This is a genomic window from Cryptosporangium sp. NPDC048952 (genome assembly GCF_043197895.1).
In the GTDB taxonomy this organism is placed as follows: Bacteria; Actinomycetota; Actinomycetes; order Mycobacteriales; family Cryptosporangiaceae; genus Cryptosporangium.
This window is the reverse complement of record NZ_JBICTY010000004.1, coordinates 697,018-712,830: the sequence shown is the minus strand read 5'-3', so window position 1 is coordinate 712,830 and position 15,813 is coordinate 697,018. Positions and strand designations below refer to the sequence as shown.

The following is a 15,813-nucleotide window of genomic DNA, read 5'->3' as shown; positions in this document are numbered from 1 at the left end:
GCATGGAGCAGTACGAGCTCGACGCCGTCAGGCGGATCACCACCCGACCCCCACGCGACTACCGGACGCTGACGTTGCGCGCCCTGACCCCGGTGATCGGGGCTGAGGTCACCGGCCTGGACCTGACCACGGAGCTGACCGACGACGAGCTCACCGAGCTCCGGACGGCCTTCCTCGACCACCACGTGCTCGTGTTCCGCGACCAGGCCCTCACGCCGGCCGACCACCACCGGCTGGCCGCGCACTTCGGTGAGCTGCGCCCGGTGAACCCGCCCCCCGACCACGGCGACCCCTACGTTCTGGAGGTCGCGACTTCGGCCGAGGCCGCGACCGTGTTCGGCAACGGCTGGCACGCCGACGGCACCGCGGACGCGGAACCGTCGCTCGGCTCGATGCTGCACATCACCCGGATGCCCGAGCCGGGCTGCGGGGGCGACACGCTGTTCGCGAACATGCACCTCGCCTACGACATGCTCTCGCCGCCCCTGAAGGAGCTGCTGGCCGGGCTCACGGCGGTGCACGACGGGGCGCTGGCGTTCCGCGGCACCACGATCCCGCCCGGTTACGAGCCGCCGTCCAGCGAACACCCGCTGGTGGCGCGGCACCCGGAGACCGACCGACCGCTGCTCTTCGTCAACCCGGCCTACACCTCGCACATCCCTCAGCTCTCGGGCGACGAGAGCCGCGCGGTGCTCGACCTGCTGTTCTCGATCGTTCCCAATCGGCCGATGCTGGCCTGCCGGGTGCGCTGGGAGCCGAACACGCTGGTGTTCTGGGACAACCGCTGCGTCCAGCACCACGCGACGTACGACTACTACCCCTTCACCCGCTACGGCCGTCGCATCGCGATCAACGGTGGCCCGGTCAAGGGCTGAGCGAGGAGAACCATGCTCGACGACGTGACCGGGGCGCTGGAACGCGTGCTGCCCCGGCTGGCGGCGGCCACCGGCACACCCGGGGTGGCCGTAGCGGTAGCCACCAGCGACGAACTGCGCACGACCGCGACCGGGTTCGCGGACCTGCGTTCGGCCACCCCGATGACCGCGCAGACGCTCGCACCGGGCGGTTCGCTCACCAAGCCGGTCACCGGGCTTGCGTACCTGCAGCTGGTGGAAGACGGCGCGGTCGGCCTGGACACGCCGATCGACCAGATCCTGCCCACGGGGCTGCGCGGCCCGGCCCCGGCGGGAGTCACCGCGGCGATGCTCGCCGCCCATCAGGGCGGCTACTACAGCGACATCGTCACGGCCACGTCACCCGCGGCCCCGGCCGAGTCGATCCTGGACTACGTCCGGCGCCGGCACGAGGCCGGTACGGCGGTGGAGTACGACGGGGCGGTGCCGCTGGTGAACGAACCCGGCCCCTACGCGTACTCCAGTTTCGGCATCGGGGTGCTGGGTGGCGCGGTCGAGCACCTGACCGGCGAACCGTACGGGGCCCGCGTCCAGAAGCAGGTGTTCGCCGCGGCCGGTATGAACAGCACGAGCGTGGACGACGGCACACGGAATGCGTGGGCGACCGGTTCGCGCGGTCGGGCCGGCAGTGCCGCGACCGGCTACATGGCGTTCGGCGACTGGTGCGTGCCGAGCCCGCGTTTCCGCACGGCGGCTTACCCGGGCGTCGGTCTGCAGACCACTGCCGCCGACGTCGGACGGCTGCTGCAGTCCCTGCTGCGGACCGCACGGGGCACCTCCGGCCTGGTCCGGCCGGAGTCGTTGGAACTCATGGTGACGCCGCGGGTCGCGCGCCCGAGCCCGAGCGGCGTCCGGTCCTTCGCCGGTCTGACACTCGAGCTCGCCGACCCCGCGTTAGGGAAAGATCACTGGTGGGGGCACACGGCCGCGTTCCCCTGGGGCTTCTGGTGGGAGGCGCGGGTCTGGCCGCACCACGACCTCGCCGCCGTCGCGGTCGGCAACCGGTGGGACATGGCGCGGTTCCACAACCCGGCTACCCGGAGCGCTCCCGGCCTGGCCGTCGAGTGGGCCGGCCGCTGGGCCACCGCCGGTGTCCCCGGGCGCCTGCCGGTGGGCGGCACCGGGCCCGCCTGGACCGGGCCACGTCCCACTCCGGAGAACTCCCGGTGGGCGGGGTTGCTCGTCGGGGAACGCACCCACGGTCTGATGGCCGTGACCGACCCACTGCCGGCCGCGACGCTGGCCGCGATGAGCGCCGGGGCGCGCGGTCTCGGCGACGCCGATCCGAGCGGCTGGGACGCCGACGCGTTCCGGCGGGGAATCGGGGAGGCGCAGGCCCTCTCCCCCGACCCGGAGGCGCTGCGGGCCCTGGGCCGGAGCCTCGGCCCGGACGCGGCGCTGTGGATGCTGGCGTGCGGTGCGTCGAGTGCGGAGCTGACGATGCCTGTCGACGCGTTCGCGCGTCCGCGCTGAGCAGTCCGGCGCCTCAGCGCAGCCGTACGTTCAGGGCGACCCGGTGCCGCCCGCGGGGCAGCGGCACCCACGCGGGCTCGCCCAGCGGGCTCATCCGCGGGAAGCGCTCGAACAGGCTCCGCAGGCCGACCTCGGCCTCCAGCTTCGCGAGCGCGACGCCGAGGCAATGGTGCGGTCCCCAGCCGAATCCGACGCCACCCTCGCGCAGCCCCTGCTCGTGCTGCCACCGCACGTCCATGTGGTGGGGGTGGGCGAATCGCGCCGGGTCACGGTTCGCCGCCCCGAGAACCACCTGGATCGCGTCGCCGGCCTTGATCTGGACGCCGCCCACCACCAGGTCGGTCGCGGCGTAGCGCAGCCGGGCGAGCTGCACCGGGCCGTCGGTGCGAACCAGCTCGCGCACGGCGGCCGGCCACAGCTCCGGCTCGGCGCGCAGCAGGTCGAGCTGAGCGTTGTCGCTCATGAGGGCGAGCGCGCCGTTGGACAGCATGTGCGCCATGGTTTCGTGCCCGGCGAGCACGAGGAACACGACGAGGGCCACCGCGTCGACGTCGGTCGTGCCGTCCTGGGCGACGATCCGGCTGACCAGGTCGTCCTGCGGGTCGGCGCGGCGCCGGTCGACCAGGTCGTGGCAGTAGGCGAACATCTCGCCCAGTGTGGACGCGATCCGGATCGGTTCGTCGCCGACCAGCACCTTCCCCCAGCGCCACCAGTCCGTCCAGTCGGCCTCCGGCACGCCCACCAGTTCACACACCACGGCCGTGGCCAGCGGATACGCGAACCCTTCGAGCAGATTCACTGCTCCGGTGGAGCCCTCGAGCCGGTCGAGCAACTGGTCGACGATTTGCTGCACCCGGGGACGCCGTGCGCTCACCCGTGTCCCGGTGAACGCGTCGCGGATTCCCCGGCGCAGCCGCGCGTGCTCGGCGCCGTCCAGGCTGAGCATGCTGGCCCGCAGGTAGGGAAGGTGCTCCGGCGGCGTCCCCAGATCGAGGAAGGCCTGCTCCTGGCTCTGGGCACCGTGCCCGGGAAGCCCGGTCGGATCGTTGCGGACAGCGGGGTCCGCGAGGACGGCCCGGACGTCGGCGTTGCGGGTGATCAGCCACCCCTCGTCCCCGCTCGGAAGCCGCGCCCAGCAGACCGGCGAGTCGGCGAGGACGTGGTCGTAGCCGCGCATCGGATCGCCGAGGACAGCCGGGTCTCGCAAGTCCACTACGGGAGCTGGCGATGAAGAGCGCGACATACCGACATTTTGGCAGCTATACCGGCGTCCGACCCAGCATTCAGGACAGTCACTGCCCACTCGCGCCGCGGATGACGCGCGCCCCGGCCTGCGGCGGCAGTGTCGACCGCCGCCGCCGTGGTCAGAGAAGCCGCGACAGTGCTTCCGCCGACGATGTTCCCGGGTCGGCGTGGTAGGCGAGGATCACCTGGCACTCGGCGCCGGCGATCGAGAGCGCTTCCCGGCGCAGCGTGAGTGGACCGACGATCGTAGCCTGAACGGCGCCTAAGGTCTTCGTGTCGGGACAGGCTGGTCGTCGGGCGGTGAGGAGTACAGGGATGGTCGAGGGAACGCTGCCGGTCGTGCTCGAAGACGGCGGCGTCGTGCTACGGCGAGCGGAACGTGACGATCTGCCGTCGATCATCGAGCTCCTCGCCGCCGACCAACTGGCCGCCCGGCGCGAGAGCGCACAAGACCTCACGCCGTACGAAGCCGCCTTCACGACGATCGAAGCCGACCCTGCCCATCTGCTGATCGTGGCCGCCGCAGACCACACCGTCGTGGGCACGTTCCAGCTGAGCTTCATTCCCGGACTCGCCCGCCGCGGGGCTCTCCGCGCACAGATCGAGGCGGTGCGCGTCGCCGGGCCGTGGCGAGGCCGAGGACTCGGAGCAGCCATGATGCGCTGGGCGATCGAAGAGTCACGACGCCGGGACTGCGCGTTGGTGCAGCTGACGTCGGACAAGTCGCGCCTGGACGCGCACCGCTTCTATGAACGGCTGGGCTTCGCCGCCTCCCACGACGGCTTCAAGCTCACGCTCTAGACGGACGCCTGCCGAGCCGGCCCAGCACCGCCTTACCGGCACCCCGAACCCCGGCAGCCAAGAGGGTCGTCCAGTCGAAGTAGTCCCGCCACAGCACGATTTGCCCCGCCCGCACCTCGAACGTCCCGCACACCCAGAACTCGGCTTTCCACGACCCCCGCCGCAGAACGTCGATACGTTCGGTCAGCACGATCGGCCCATTAGCCGCAACGTTCTGCATGCGCGCCTCGAACCCGCTGCAAAACCGCATCATCTGCCGCAACGTCCGCCCCACTGCCGCACGTCCACGGGCCGGCCGCAGCGGCACGTTCTGATAGACGACGTCGTCCGACACGAGGTCCAGCGCGGCATCGACATCGAGCCGCTCCAACGCCGCCAGAAACTCGACAACCACCGCCTGCGGGTCAGAGAACGACATCACCACTCCCGCCCGGCGCCATCCCGAATGGCCTCGCGAATACGCACATAGGTTCCGCACCGGCAGACGTTGCGGATGGCGTCGAGATCGGCGTCGGTGATCGAGCCGCCCTCGGCCCGGACACGGCGAACCAATGCGACAGCAGCCATGATCTGGCCCGGCTGACAGTACCCACATTGGGCGACATCATGGTCGAGCCAGGCTTCCTGCATCGGGTGCAGCTCTGCACCCACAGTGGCAGGAAGGCCCTCGATCGTGGTGACCTCGTCGGTCGGCTGCACGTCACCGACCGGGATCGCGCACGGGTTCACGGCCTTACCGTTCAAATGGCTCGTACAGGCTTTGCAGACGTTGATTCCGCAGCCGTATTTCGGGCCGGTGATGCCCAGGACGTCCCGGAGCACCCACAGGAGACGGACGTCGTCGGGCACGTCGACAGTCACCTGCTTGCCGTTGACGCGAAAAGTACGCACAGCACTCCTACTCGGCGAGGGAACGACCAGTGGTCGGCGACGGCGGCACCGGGGGGATCGTCGGCTTGACGGGGAACGAGATCGTGCCGTGGTTGATCGGGAAGCTGGTCGGCAGCTGGCCCGTCGCGCGCCCGTATGCGCAGGCCACGGCGGCGAATGCGGTGGCCACACCGAGTTCGCCGGCGCCGCCGGGGTGGTCGGACGTGTTCGGCAGCACGATGACCTGCAGATCCGGCGGCGTGTTCCACTGGCGCGTGTAGAAGTAGTTGTCCCACGATGCCTCGAGGAAATACCCGTCCCGCAGGTGCAGGCTGGACGTCAACGCCAGCGCGATCCCGTCGGAAATACAGCCCATCATCTGGGCCTCGAGGCCGCGGGGGTTCACGGCCAGGCCGACGTCGACGGCGAAAACGACTTTGGTGACCCGCGGCCCGGTCACCCCCTCGCGCACCGGCCGATTCACCGTCGACGGACGGTTGTCGATCTCGACCAGTGCCGCGCTCACCGACTTGTACTCGGTGTGCAGCGCGATGCCCTGCGCAGTGCCCTCCGGCATCGACCGGCCCCACTCGCCCACCGACGCGACCGTGTCCAACGCCGCCAGCGCCCGCGAATCCCGCAGCAGGTCACGCCGGAGCCGGTACGGATCCTTACCGGTGGTACGGGCCAGCTGATCGATCATCAGCTCCCGCGCGCACGTGACGTCCGGGGAGTAGACGTTGCGCATGCTGCCGGTGTTGAAGCCCTTGTCGGTTTCGGCCAGCAGCCGGCTCACGGCCCCGAACTCGTACGGCGTCGACTGGCTGAGTTGGAAGAACGTCTCCGAGAACCCGATGTCACCCACCGGCAGCTTCGCCACCATCGCGGTGAAAAGTTCCCCGAGCCCGTGGCCCAGGTCCGTCGACACACTCGTGTGCCGCTGGCTGAAGCTCAGAACTTTCCCATCGACGTGAGACAAGCGCACACGCGAGGTGGCCATCGGATGGGCACGGCCCTGCCGGGCGTCGTCGGCGCGGTGCCACATGAGTTTCACCGGCTTGCCGACCGCCTTCGACACCTCCGCGGCCTCCAGCGCGGCGTCGAAGAACAGCTTGCGCCCGAACGAACCCCCACCCTCGACCACGTGCACCTTCACGGCCGACACCGGCAACCCGAGCTTCGTGGCGATCGTCTGCTGGGCCACGATCGGCGACTTCAGCCCCGCCCAGATCTCGGCGCGTCCGGCCCGGACGTCGGCGACCGCGCAGTTGGGTTCCAACGCACTGTTGCCCCGGAAGTAGAACGTGAACGTGCTCTCGAGCGTCGGCGTCAGGGGTTTCGGACCGAGCGGCAGTTCTGCTCGGCGCAGGGAGGCCAGGACATCGCCGTCCGACTTCCCCGCAGCCGTGCCCGGCTCCCAGGAGACCGACAACGCGCGCACACCGTCGATGCACTGACCGAACGTCTCGGCGCGCACGGCCACACCCGTGGAGATGATGACGACGTCGGTGACACCCGGCATCGCGCGGACCTCGGCCAGGTTGGCCACCGAGCCGACAGTGCCGTTGAGCGTCGGCGGCCGACACACCATCGTCGGTTTCGCGTCCGGCACGTCGAGGTCCATGGCGAACGTCTTGCGTCCGGTCACCGCGGCCAGCGCGTCGACGCGTTTGCGTGGCGTCCCGATGACGGTGAAGTCTTTCGGGGCGGTGAGCTGCACCGAGACCTGCTCGTCGAAGCTGGCGGCGGCTTTGACCGCGAGGTCGCCGATGGCGAGTTTACGGCCGGCGCTGTCGCTGATCACCCCGTCCTTCAGCGTGAGCGCGGTGGTGCCGAGCTGGGCCGCCGCGGCGTCGAGGAGCCGTCCTCGAGCGATGGCCGCAGCGACCCGGATCGGGGTGTAGGTGGAGAACGTGGTGTTGGAGCCACCGGTGAGCTGGTTGAACAGCAGTTCCGGCCGGGCGTCGGCCAGCGTGACGCGCACCCGGTCGAGCGGGACCGACAGCTCCTCGGCGATCAGCATCGACGTCGACGTGGTGATGCCCTGGCCCACCTCGGCGCGGGGCAGGGCGAACGACACCGTGCCGTCGGTGTTCACGACGACGGCGATCAGGTTCGCGGTCGGCGCCGCCGCGAGCGTCATCGCGTCGTTGAGGTCGACGATCTCGGTGATGTCGATGGCCGTCGCGCGGGCGGGGAGTACCAGTTCGGCAGCCGCCACCAACGTCGGCGCGGCCAGCACATACCCGAGGAAACGCCGTCGCCCGATCTCCATGCGAGCACACCTTGCCCTAGCTGGGGCGGTTGGTGGCAGGAATGTCGATTTTGGTCTCGTTACCTTTCGTGAGACAGCTGCGACCTAGACCGCTGCGCGGAACTCCGCCGGGCTCACGCCCCGCACCCGCTTGAACGCCGAGCTCAACGCGAACGGGCTGCTGTAACCGACTCTGCGCGCCACGGCCGCCAGTGTGGCGTCGGGTTCGCGGAGTAGGTCTGCGGCCAGAGCCAGCCGCCAGCCGGTCAGGAACGCCATCGGCGGTTCACCGACGAGTTCGGTGAACCGGCGCGCGAGTGCTGCCCGGGAGACGCCGGTCTCGCGGGCCAGCAGCGCGACCGTCCACGCCCGGGCCGGGTCGGACTGCAGCATCCGGACCGCCGGTCCCACGACCGGGTCGCCGTGGGCGCGGTACCAGCCCGGCGCGGCGGAGTCCTGCCGCGCGAACCACCAGCGCAGTGCGCCGATCAGCAGCAGGTCGAGTAGCCGGTCGAGCACGGCGTGCTGGCCCGGCGAGTCACGCACGATCTCCTCGGCCAGGAACCCGATCAGGGGGTTCTCCCAGGCGGAGTGCCGGATCACCAGCACCGGCGGGAGCGTCGCCAGCAGGCGGGAACTCACCTCGCTGTGCGCCTCGTAGGTTCCGGTCAGCAGTTCGGTGCCGCCGGTCGCGTCGTTACCCCAGGTGCGGACACCGAGCGCACCGGGCGGCGCCATCAGGTCGGTCATCAGGCCGAGCGGGAGGCCCTCGGGGGTCTGGCACTCCTGGCCCGGCAGGATGTGCACCTGCGGCGCGGTGTCGGCGGAATCGGCGACCGTGTAGTGGTCGGGTCCGCGAAAGATGGCCAGGTCACCGGCCTCGAGCCAGATGACGCCGCCGGCTTCCGGCAGGACGCACGCCTCGCCGTGCACCACCGCGCACACCGTCAGCGGCGACTCGTCGCGCAGCCGGATCGACCAGGGCGGCGTCAGCAGCGAACGGACCAGGAACGCGCCGCGGGCACGCGGCCCGTCGAGGAGACCGGCAAGAGTGTCCACGCGAACACCGTAGACGATCACGTATGCGGGCGCGGCTTACGGCGATGGAAGAGTCTCAGCGAACATCGTCTCCTTGAGGCATGACAATTCTGATCACCGCAGGACACGGAAAGACCGGCCGCCGCATCGCCGCCCGCCTCGACGCGCGCGGCATCGAGACCCGCATCGGCTCCCGCGGCGGCACCCCGCCGTTCGACTGGTACGCGCCCGAGACCTGGCCCGCCGCGCTGACCGGCGTGGACGCCGCCTACCTCGCGTTCGTCCCCGACCTCGCCGTTCCCGGCGCCTCGCAGACGATCGAGGCATTCTGCACCGAAGCCGTGCGGCAGGGCGTCCGCCGCCTGGTGTTGCTGTCCGGTCGGGGCGAAGCAGAGGCCGAGGCGTGCGAGCAGGTCGTGCAGGCACAGGCGCCTGAGTGGACGGTCGTGCGCTGCAGTTGGTTCGCGCAGAACTTCAGCGAGGACTATCTGGTCCCGTCCGAGGACGGTCTACTGCAACTTCCGGTCGACGACGTGCGCGAGCCGTTCGTGGACGCGGACGACATCGCGGACGTTGCCGTGGCGGCACTGACCGATGCGCGGCACCACGGTCAGGTGTACGAGATGACCGGGCCGCGGGCGTTGACCTTCGCGGAGGTCGCGGCGGAGATCAGCAGGGCGTCGGGGCGGGACGTGCGGTTCGAGTCGGTGCCGCTGAGCGCGTACACGGCGGCGCTTCGGGAGGCGCAGACGCCGGAGGAGGTCATCGCGCTGGTGAGCTACCTGTTCACCGAAGTGCTCGACGGGCGCAACTCGGAGGTCCGAGACGGTGTCCAACGCGCCCTCGGCCGTCCCGCGCGGGACTTTTCGGACTACGCGCGGGACGCCGCGGGCGCGTGGTCCGCGTGACGCCGGAGCGGTCCCGTTCCGGCGAGCCCGCACCCGCCCGAACGGGACCGCTCACCGCGCGAGTGCGCGGGGATCGTTGAAGGCGGTGATGCGTCCGATGCGTCCGCCGGTGATCGTCATGATGTGGACGCCGTGCGCGGCGCCGTTCTCGTGGACGGCGAAGGCCGGCTGGGCGTTCGAGCGGATCGGCGTCAAGGTCCACCTGCCGGGCTCGCGGAGGACGCGACGTTCGAGGAACGCGAGGACTGCGTCGCGGCCGCGGAACCAGGTGGGGATCGGCGGCATCTCGAGCACGACGTCCTCGCGCAGCAGGTCGACCAGCGGTGCGACGTCGGCGCGGGCGAAGGCGTCGGCGTAGCGGTCGAGGAGGATGCGGGTCGCCGCGTCGTCCGGTTCGGTGACGTCGTCCACGGCGACGCCGAGCGTTTCCAGGCGTGCCCGGGCGCGCTGCAGGGCGCTGTGGACGCCGGCACGGGAGGTGCCCAGCACCTCGGCGACCTCCGACGCCGGCCAGCCGAGCACGTCGGCGAGGATCAGCGCGGCGCGCTGGCGGGCCGGGAGGACCTGCAGCGCCACCGTGAACGCGAGCCGGATCCCGGCGTGGGCTGCCACGACGGATTCCGGGGTCGCACGCTCGTGCCGGAGCAACGCGTCGGGGAGTGGTTCGAGCCAGTCGAGGTCGAGCGGGGGTTCGGTGCCGGGGCCCTCGCCGGGCGGGCCGAGCCCGGAGGGCATGGGGCGCCGGCTCCGGCTTTCCAGCGCGGTGAGGCAGACGCGAGTGGCGATGACGTAGAGCCAGCGGCGGATCGAGGATCGGCCCTCGAATGCCGTGAAACCGCGCCAGGCCCGCACGTACGTGTCCTGAACAGCGTCTTCGGCGTCGTGCCGCGCACCGAGCAGGCGATAGCAGTGAGCCAGGATCTCACCGCGGTACGGATCGGTGAGGTCGGCGAAGTCGGGGGCCACGGGGTCGATCGTGACAGCTCCGGCTCCCGTCGCGGAGGGCCCGGCCGCGGTGCCACGTGCGGCGGTCACGGCTCCCGTCGCGGAGGCATCGACGACTCGGGTCACGGGATCGGGCGAAGGCCGTCGGCGGTGACCAGGTACTCGGGGTCCCGGGCAGCGCCGGTCACCACCGCTCGGACGGCCTCCGCGACCACGTGCGGGGTGAGCACGGGGCCCATGTTCGCGGCGTGGGCCTCGGGATCGACCCCGGCCCGGGCCGCGTAGGCACCCACGCCTGCGCGGCCCAGGTCGGTCGTGGGGGTGAGCTGGGGCAGCAGCGTCGCGAAGCGGATGCCCAGGCCTGCGCGTTCCGACTCCTCGGCGGCGTACGCGGTGAGGAACCGGATCGCGGCCTTCGCGCCCGCGTACCCCCCGCTGACCGGTGAGCCACGCAGCGCCGCGCCGCTGGAGATCGTCACGACCGTGCTGCCGGGGGGAAGCGGCGCCCTGAGCGCCTCGCGGACCCAGACGAACGCGTGCCGGGTGTCGACCTGCCAGTTGCGCGAGAAGTCGTCCCAGCTCAGCGTGTGCAACGGCCCCATCGCCGGTACCGCACCCGCGTTGAGCACCAACACCCTGGGCCGATGCTCAGCAACCAACGTGCCCGCCACCCGCTCATCAGCGGCATCAGCCACGACCGCCGCGATGCCGCCCGTACCGCCGCCCCCACGCGCCGCGACGGCGGGGGTGGGCGGTGTTCGGGAGATGGTTACTACCGTGGCGCCTGCGGCGTGGAGGGATTCGGCGATGGCTCGGCCGAAGCCTCGGCTGGCGCCGGTGACGATCGCGGTCCGGGAGTTCAGTTCGCTCATGAGGATGAGACCGCGCCGACGACGCGATTTCATCGGTGCGGTCAGAAAAACGTGGCGGCCCGCTCGCCGAGCATCACCGCGGTGGCATTCGTGCCACGCCGCGGCACGACCGGCAACACCGACGTGTCCACGATCCGCAACCCCTCCACACCCCGCACGGCCAGCGCACCGTCGACAACCGCGCCGGGGTCGGAATCCGGCCCCATCCGCGCGCTCCCCGACAGGTGAAAGTTCGAGTTCAGGTGTGCCCGCAACCACCGATCGAGCAACCCGTCATCAGCGAGCGTCCGATCGTCCGGCCCCGTGATCGACCCCACGTACCCAGCGAGCGGCGCAGTCCGCAACAACTCCACCGCGGCCCGCACGCCAGTACGCAACCGCGCCCGATCAACACCCGACCTCAGGTAGTCGAAGTGCAGCACGGGCTCCCCCGCCACCAGCTCGATGCGCCCCCGCGACTCCGGATGCTGCAACGCCACCATCAGATTTAGGTCACCCTGCCGAATCATCTGCGTCGCCAACCGCCGCAACGACACCCCCCGCAGCGCCGACAGCGTCCGCCGTGGCCGACGCAGTACGTCCGACGCGCCCTTCACCAGCGACGTCCGTCCGCTCCCCGTATCGGTCATCATCGCGCCGAGCGGGATCACGAACAGCAGCAGCTCCAGGTCCCCGGCCGGGTCCGCACCCGAGTCGAGGTTCAGCGCCGCCTGCGCGGTCAACGTCGACGGGTCGAACGGCAGCTCACCCCGCGCGCTGAAGCCCACGTACACGTCCGGGTGATCCGAGAATTCCTGCCCGACGCCCGGCAGGTCGACGACCACATCGATGCCCGCCGCCCGCAGTGTGGACGCCGCCCCGATCCCGGACATCATCAGCAGGTGCGGCGACTTCACCGCACCGGCGCAGAGCACGACCTCGTCGGCCCGGATGAACTCGTCACCGACGTAGACACCGGTCACGCGCCCCGCCGAGAGAGCGACCCGCGTCACGGACGCGTTCCCCCGCACCGTGAGATTCGGCCGGTCGAGGTGCGGTAAGAGATGGGAGATCGCGGTGTTCACCCGCACCCCGTCGACGAAGTTGCCCGGCATCAACCCGGCGCCGGGCATCTCGTCGCCATTTTTGTTCTTTTCCTCGGGGAAGCCGGCCGCCAGGCAGGCATCGAGGAACGCGGCCGAGAGCGGGCTGAGCGACTCGCCCCGCACCCGCTGCACCGGCAGGGGTCCGAGCAGGTCGCCGGGGTAGTCGTGGTCGTTCTCCGCGCGACGGTAGAACGGCAGGCACGCCTCGTACGACCAGGCAGGGTTACCCAGCGCGACCCAGTCGTCGAAGTCGGCGCGGGTCGCCCGGACGTAGTTCGCGCCGTTCATCGCGCCCGAGCCGCCGAGTACGCGACCCCGCGGGATCGTCCACGGCAGATCCGGTGTGAGGTACGCCGACCACGGTGAATTGTACGGATTGCCCGGTAAAACCGCAGAGAGCGACGAGACGCGCAGGAGCTCCTCGGGGAACTCACCGGGCGTGGCGAAGACCGGACCGGCCTCGAGCAGCAGCACGCGGCGGTCCGGGTTCTCCGATAAGCGTCCCGCGAGCACGCACCCGGCGGTGCCAGCACCCACGACGATGACGTCGTACTCTCCCATTCCCACCATTGTGACTCGCGAGGGCACAATCTGCCCAGGTCACGTGCGGCGCGTTCCCGTCCAGTCGTCGACGAGGTAGGCCCAGCGGTCGGAAATCGTCTGTTCGAGGTCGGCCATGTCGGCTCCGGGCCCGGTCCCACCGGTGATCGTCGGCAGCAGGGCGTGGAGCTCGTCGCCGCTCAGGCCGATCGCGGTGAGGTTCGCCGCGTCGCGCTCGACGTCGATCTGGTCAGGCAGGTCGGAGCGGGCGAGCAGGACCGCCAGATCCTCCTCGCCCTCCTCCAGGAGCAGCCCGGCCAGGCTGGCCTTCGCCACGAGCATGCTCACACCGGCCAGCGCGTGGCCAGGAACCGGCCGTTGTCGCGCATGACAGCCCGGCAGTCGTCGTCGCTGTAGTCGTAGTTCTTGAGGTCTTTGATGTACGACGCCGGTTCCGCGAGCCCCTCGACGTGCGGGTAGTCCGAGCCCATCAGGATGTGCTCCGGGCCCACGAGGCGCAGCAGGCTCGCCAGTTCGTCCTCGTAGAACGGCGACACCCACACGTGCCGCTTGAGCGTCTCGCGCGGGTCCTCCGGGTAGAGGTGCGGCACCTGCCCGTACGACTTGGTGAGCTTTTCGAACAGGTGGAACACCCAATCCGAACCCACTTCGATCGACGCCACACGCAGGTTCGGGAAGCGGGCGAACAGGCCGAGCGCGAGGTGCGAGGCGATCGTGTCCTGGAGCGGGTTGGCGCTGACCAGACCGCGGAACGCGTTGGCCCGGAACGCCTCGGTGAAGTCGTTCTCGCCCCAGTCCTTGAGGTACTTCGTGTAGGGCGACTCGCCACCGTGGTAGAGCACCGTGATGCCGGAGTCGTTGGCCAGCTGCCAGAACCCGTCGAACATCGTGTCGCCGGGTGCGCGCGAACCGAGCGCCGTCGTCACCGGGCCACCGACCATGACGACGAACCGCGCGTCGCGCTCCAGCGCCCACTCGAGTTCACGCACGGCGTTGTCCGGGTCGGAGAGCGTGATGTACGGCGCGGCGAAGATGCGCCCCTGGTACGCGAAGCCCCAGTCCTCGTCGAGCCAGCGGTTGAACGCGCGGAACGCGGCCGTCATCGCCGGGAGGTCGTGGATCAGCGCCTGCTCCATGCCGACGCCGAGCGTCGGGAGCATGATGCAGGCCTCCATGCCCTGGGCGTCCATGCAGGCGATGCGGGCGTCGCGGTCGCGGTACTCGGCGCGGATCGGCTCGAGCTCGCCGAAGAGCTGCTTCGGGTCGGCACTTTTCGGGTTGCGGCCGCGGAAGTACTCGTCCATGACGCCGGGCGCGGCCACCGGGTCGAACGTCGGGTTCGGGATGAACTTGTTGACCTTGCCGCCGACGAGTAACCGCTGGCGGCCGTTGATCGTCGCCCACTGCATCGTGCGCTTCTTGTACTCGGGCTCGAGGTGGCGGGTGAACGCGTCGAGCGCCTCGTAGTAGTGGTTGTCGCAGTCGAAGAACTGGAACTCCAGCTCGGTCATGGTTTCGCCTCTCAGATTCCGAGGATGCGCGCGGCGTTGCCGTACAGGAACTTGGGCCAGACGTCGTCTGTGAACGGCACGTTCGGCAGGTCGCGGAAGATGCGCTCCAGGGAGAGCCCCATCGGGAAGTAGCCGGCGTAGAGCACCTTGTCGGCGCCCCGGGTGTTCGCGAAGTCGACGACGGCCTTCGGGTAGTACTTCGGCGCGAACGCCGAGGTGGAGTAGTACAGGTTCGGCCACTTGAGCATCAGCTTCACGGCGAGCTGCTCCCACGGCTCGCAGCCGTGGCGGGTGACGAACACCAGGTCGGGGAAGTCGAACATCACCGTGTCGATGCGGGAGACCTCCTGCGGCGCGAACTTCAGCCGCGGCCCCGGGACCCCCGCGCAGACGAAGATCGGGATGCCGAGCTCCACGCACGTGGCGTAGATCGGGTACATCTTCGGGTCGTCGATCGGCACCTGCGGGAACGTGCCGCTCGGGAACGCCGACGTCGCCCGGATGCCGAACTCCTCGTACTCCCGCCTGATCGCCCGGACGCTTCCGACGACGTCGTTCGGGTCGTTGACGCTCCCCGACGGGATGAACCGGTCGGGGTGCTGCTTGATCGCCAGCTGGGACGTCTCGTCCGCCACGCCGACCATGCCTTTTTCGACGCCGAAGCGGTCCATCTCGGAGAGCGTGACGCTGATCGGGTCGGACGTGGGCAGGTCCTTCGGCACGTTCTTGAACATGTACTCGGCCGGGAACTCCGAAGCCTTCGACGCCTCGTCCTTCGTCTGCTTGCGGATGAAGTCGTAGACGGCGAACCCCTCGTGGGGGAACCCGATCATCGTGTCGATCACGGGCAACCCTGCCGGAAGCGTCATGGCGACACTCTGAAACGAAATTCTAGTTCTGTCAAGATGTGCCAGCATGGCTCCGCGGCGGAGGCGCTCGTGCGGTGTCCTCGACGCTCGGCCTGGCCACCGCGCCATCCCCTGTTGACCGGCGGGCGGTTCGCGCTGGGCCTCGGTCGCGGCGGTTCGGTGCCGCGCTACCCGCGGAGGACGCGGAGACGCTGCGTGCCGCCGCCGCACTCACCGAACCGTGGCTGCTGCACCACCAGGACCCGTTCTCGCTGATCCACGGCGACTACCGGCTCGGCAACGTGGCTCTGTCGCTAGCGGTACCCGACCGCCGCGCGCACGAGGATTCCCTGGTGGCGGCGTACCACGCTGCGCGTACGCGGCCGTGGGCCGCACCCCCGCCGCCGACGCGATGTTCCTGTCGATGACCGCCCGCGCGCGCCAGGCGATCCGCGACCTCGGCACGCTGGACGCGGTGAGCCAGCGAC

16 protein-coding genes are annotated in these 15,813 nt (G+C 70.3%); 5 read left to right on the top strand and 11 right to left on the bottom strand.

Features of this window, described 5'->3' with window-relative positions; genetic code table 11:
- The first annotated feature begins 2 nt into the window (after window positions 1-2).
- Entirely contained in the window at window positions 3-875 is an 873-nt protein-coding gene (locus ACGFY5_RS26155) for a TauD/TfdA dioxygenase family protein (RefSeq protein ID WP_392723722.1), read from the top strand.
- Between the two features lie 12 nt (window positions 876-887).
- Window positions 888-2,387, top strand: a complete 1,500-nt coding sequence (locus ACGFY5_RS26150) for a serine hydrolase domain-containing protein (protein ID WP_392723720.1) — start codon at window positions 888-890, stop codon at window positions 2,385-2,387.
- A gap of 13 nt (window positions 2,388-2,400) precedes the next feature.
- Here ACGFY5_RS26150 and ACGFY5_RS26145 read toward each other — a convergent pair whose 3' ends face one another.
- Window positions 2,401-3,600 (bottom strand): cytochrome P450, encoded by a 1,200-nt coding sequence (locus tag ACGFY5_RS26145; RefSeq protein WP_392723718.1) that lies wholly within the window; start codon window positions 3,598-3,600, stop codon window positions 2,401-2,403.
- A 347-nt stretch (window positions 3,601-3,947) separates the two neighbouring features.
- On the opposite strand from ACGFY5_RS26145, the gene ACGFY5_RS26140 reads away from it, so the two are divergent.
- Window positions 3,948-4,433 carry a GNAT family N-acetyltransferase gene (locus ACGFY5_RS26140; RefSeq protein ID WP_392723715.1) on the top strand — a complete coding sequence of 162 codons (486 nt, stop codon included), beginning with the start codon at window positions 3,948-3,950 and terminating at the stop codon, window positions 4,431-4,433.
- On the opposite strand, the gene ACGFY5_RS26135 is transcribed toward ACGFY5_RS26140, so the two are convergent.
- The 4 genes from ACGFY5_RS26135 to ACGFY5_RS26120 all read right to left on the bottom strand — a co-directional run bounded on the left by ACGFY5_RS26135 (window position 4,423) and on the right by ACGFY5_RS26120 (window position 8,616).
- On the bottom strand, window positions 4,423-4,851 hold the full coding sequence (locus ACGFY5_RS26135) for a limonene-1,2-epoxide hydrolase family protein (RefSeq protein ID WP_392723923.1): 429 nt from the start codon (window positions 4,849-4,851) through the stop codon (window positions 4,423-4,425). The genes ACGFY5_RS26140 and ACGFY5_RS26135 overlap by 11 nt on opposite strands.
- Window positions 4,851-5,324 (bottom strand): (2Fe-2S)-binding protein, encoded by a 474-nt coding sequence (locus tag ACGFY5_RS26130; RefSeq protein WP_392723712.1) that lies wholly within the window; start codon window positions 5,322-5,324, stop codon window positions 4,851-4,853. Before ACGFY5_RS26130 ends, ACGFY5_RS26135 begins: the two co-directional genes overlap by 1 nt.
- Window positions 5,325-5,331: 7 nt before the next feature.
- Window positions 5,332-7,578, bottom strand: coding sequence for a molybdopterin cofactor-binding domain-containing protein (locus ACGFY5_RS26125; protein WP_392723710.1), 2,247 nt, complete (start codon window positions 7,576-7,578; stop codon window positions 5,332-5,334).
- 84 nt (window positions 7,579-7,662) lie between these two features.
- Window positions 7,663-8,616, bottom strand: a complete 954-nt coding sequence (locus tag ACGFY5_RS26120) for an AraC family transcriptional regulator (protein WP_392723708.1) — start codon at window positions 8,614-8,616, stop codon at window positions 7,663-7,665.
- 80 nt (window positions 8,617-8,696) lie between these two features.
- Between ACGFY5_RS26120 and ACGFY5_RS26115 the strand changes: the two genes are divergently transcribed.
- A complete protein-coding gene (locus ACGFY5_RS26115; protein ID WP_392723706.1) occupies window positions 8,697-9,503 on the top strand; it encodes an NmrA family NAD(P)-binding protein in 807 nt (268 codons plus the stop codon).
- A 51-nt stretch (window positions 9,504-9,554) separates the two neighbouring features.
- Here the strand turns inward: ACGFY5_RS26115 and ACGFY5_RS26110 are convergent, their stop codons facing one another.
- From ACGFY5_RS26110 to ACGFY5_RS26085, 6 genes are read right to left on the bottom strand one after another with little or no spacing between them, the layout of a single operon-like run.
- Window positions 9,555-10,538, bottom strand: a complete 984-nt coding sequence (locus ACGFY5_RS26110; protein ID WP_392723704.1) for an RNA polymerase subunit sigma-70 — start codon at window positions 10,536-10,538, stop codon at window positions 9,555-9,557.
- Window positions 10,539-10,570: 32 nt separating this feature from the next.
- On the bottom strand, window positions 10,571-11,320 hold the full coding sequence (locus ACGFY5_RS26105) for an SDR family oxidoreductase (RefSeq protein WP_392723702.1): 750 nt from the start codon (window positions 11,318-11,320) through the stop codon (window positions 10,571-10,573).
- A 41-nt stretch (window positions 11,321-11,361) separates the two neighbouring features.
- Entirely contained in the window at window positions 11,362-12,966 is a 1,605-nt protein-coding gene (locus ACGFY5_RS26100) for a GMC family oxidoreductase (RefSeq protein ID WP_392723700.1), read from the bottom strand.
- Between the two features lie 39 nt (window positions 12,967-13,005).
- On the bottom strand, window positions 13,006-13,293 hold the full coding sequence (locus ACGFY5_RS26095; protein ID WP_392723697.1) for a hypothetical protein: 288 nt from the start codon (window positions 13,291-13,293) through the stop codon (window positions 13,006-13,008).
- Window positions 13,290-14,477: an amidohydrolase family protein gene (locus ACGFY5_RS26090; RefSeq protein WP_392723695.1), complete on the bottom strand. Its 1,188-nt coding sequence runs from the start codon at window positions 14,475-14,477 to the stop codon at window positions 13,290-13,292. The genes ACGFY5_RS26095 and ACGFY5_RS26090 overlap by 4 nt, the downstream gene beginning before the upstream one ends.
- A gap of 11 nt (window positions 14,478-14,488) precedes the next feature.
- A complete protein-coding gene (locus tag ACGFY5_RS26085; protein ID WP_392723693.1) occupies window positions 14,489-15,346 on the bottom strand; it encodes an amidohydrolase family protein in 858 nt (285 codons plus the stop codon).
- Window positions 15,347-15,420: 74 nt separating this feature from the next.
- On the opposite strand from ACGFY5_RS26085, the gene ACGFY5_RS26080 reads away from it, so the two are divergent.
- A complete protein-coding gene (locus ACGFY5_RS26080) occupies window positions 15,421-15,753 on the top strand; it encodes a hypothetical protein (RefSeq protein WP_392723692.1) in 333 nt (110 codons plus the stop codon).
- Window positions 15,754-15,813: the final 60 nt, after the last annotated feature.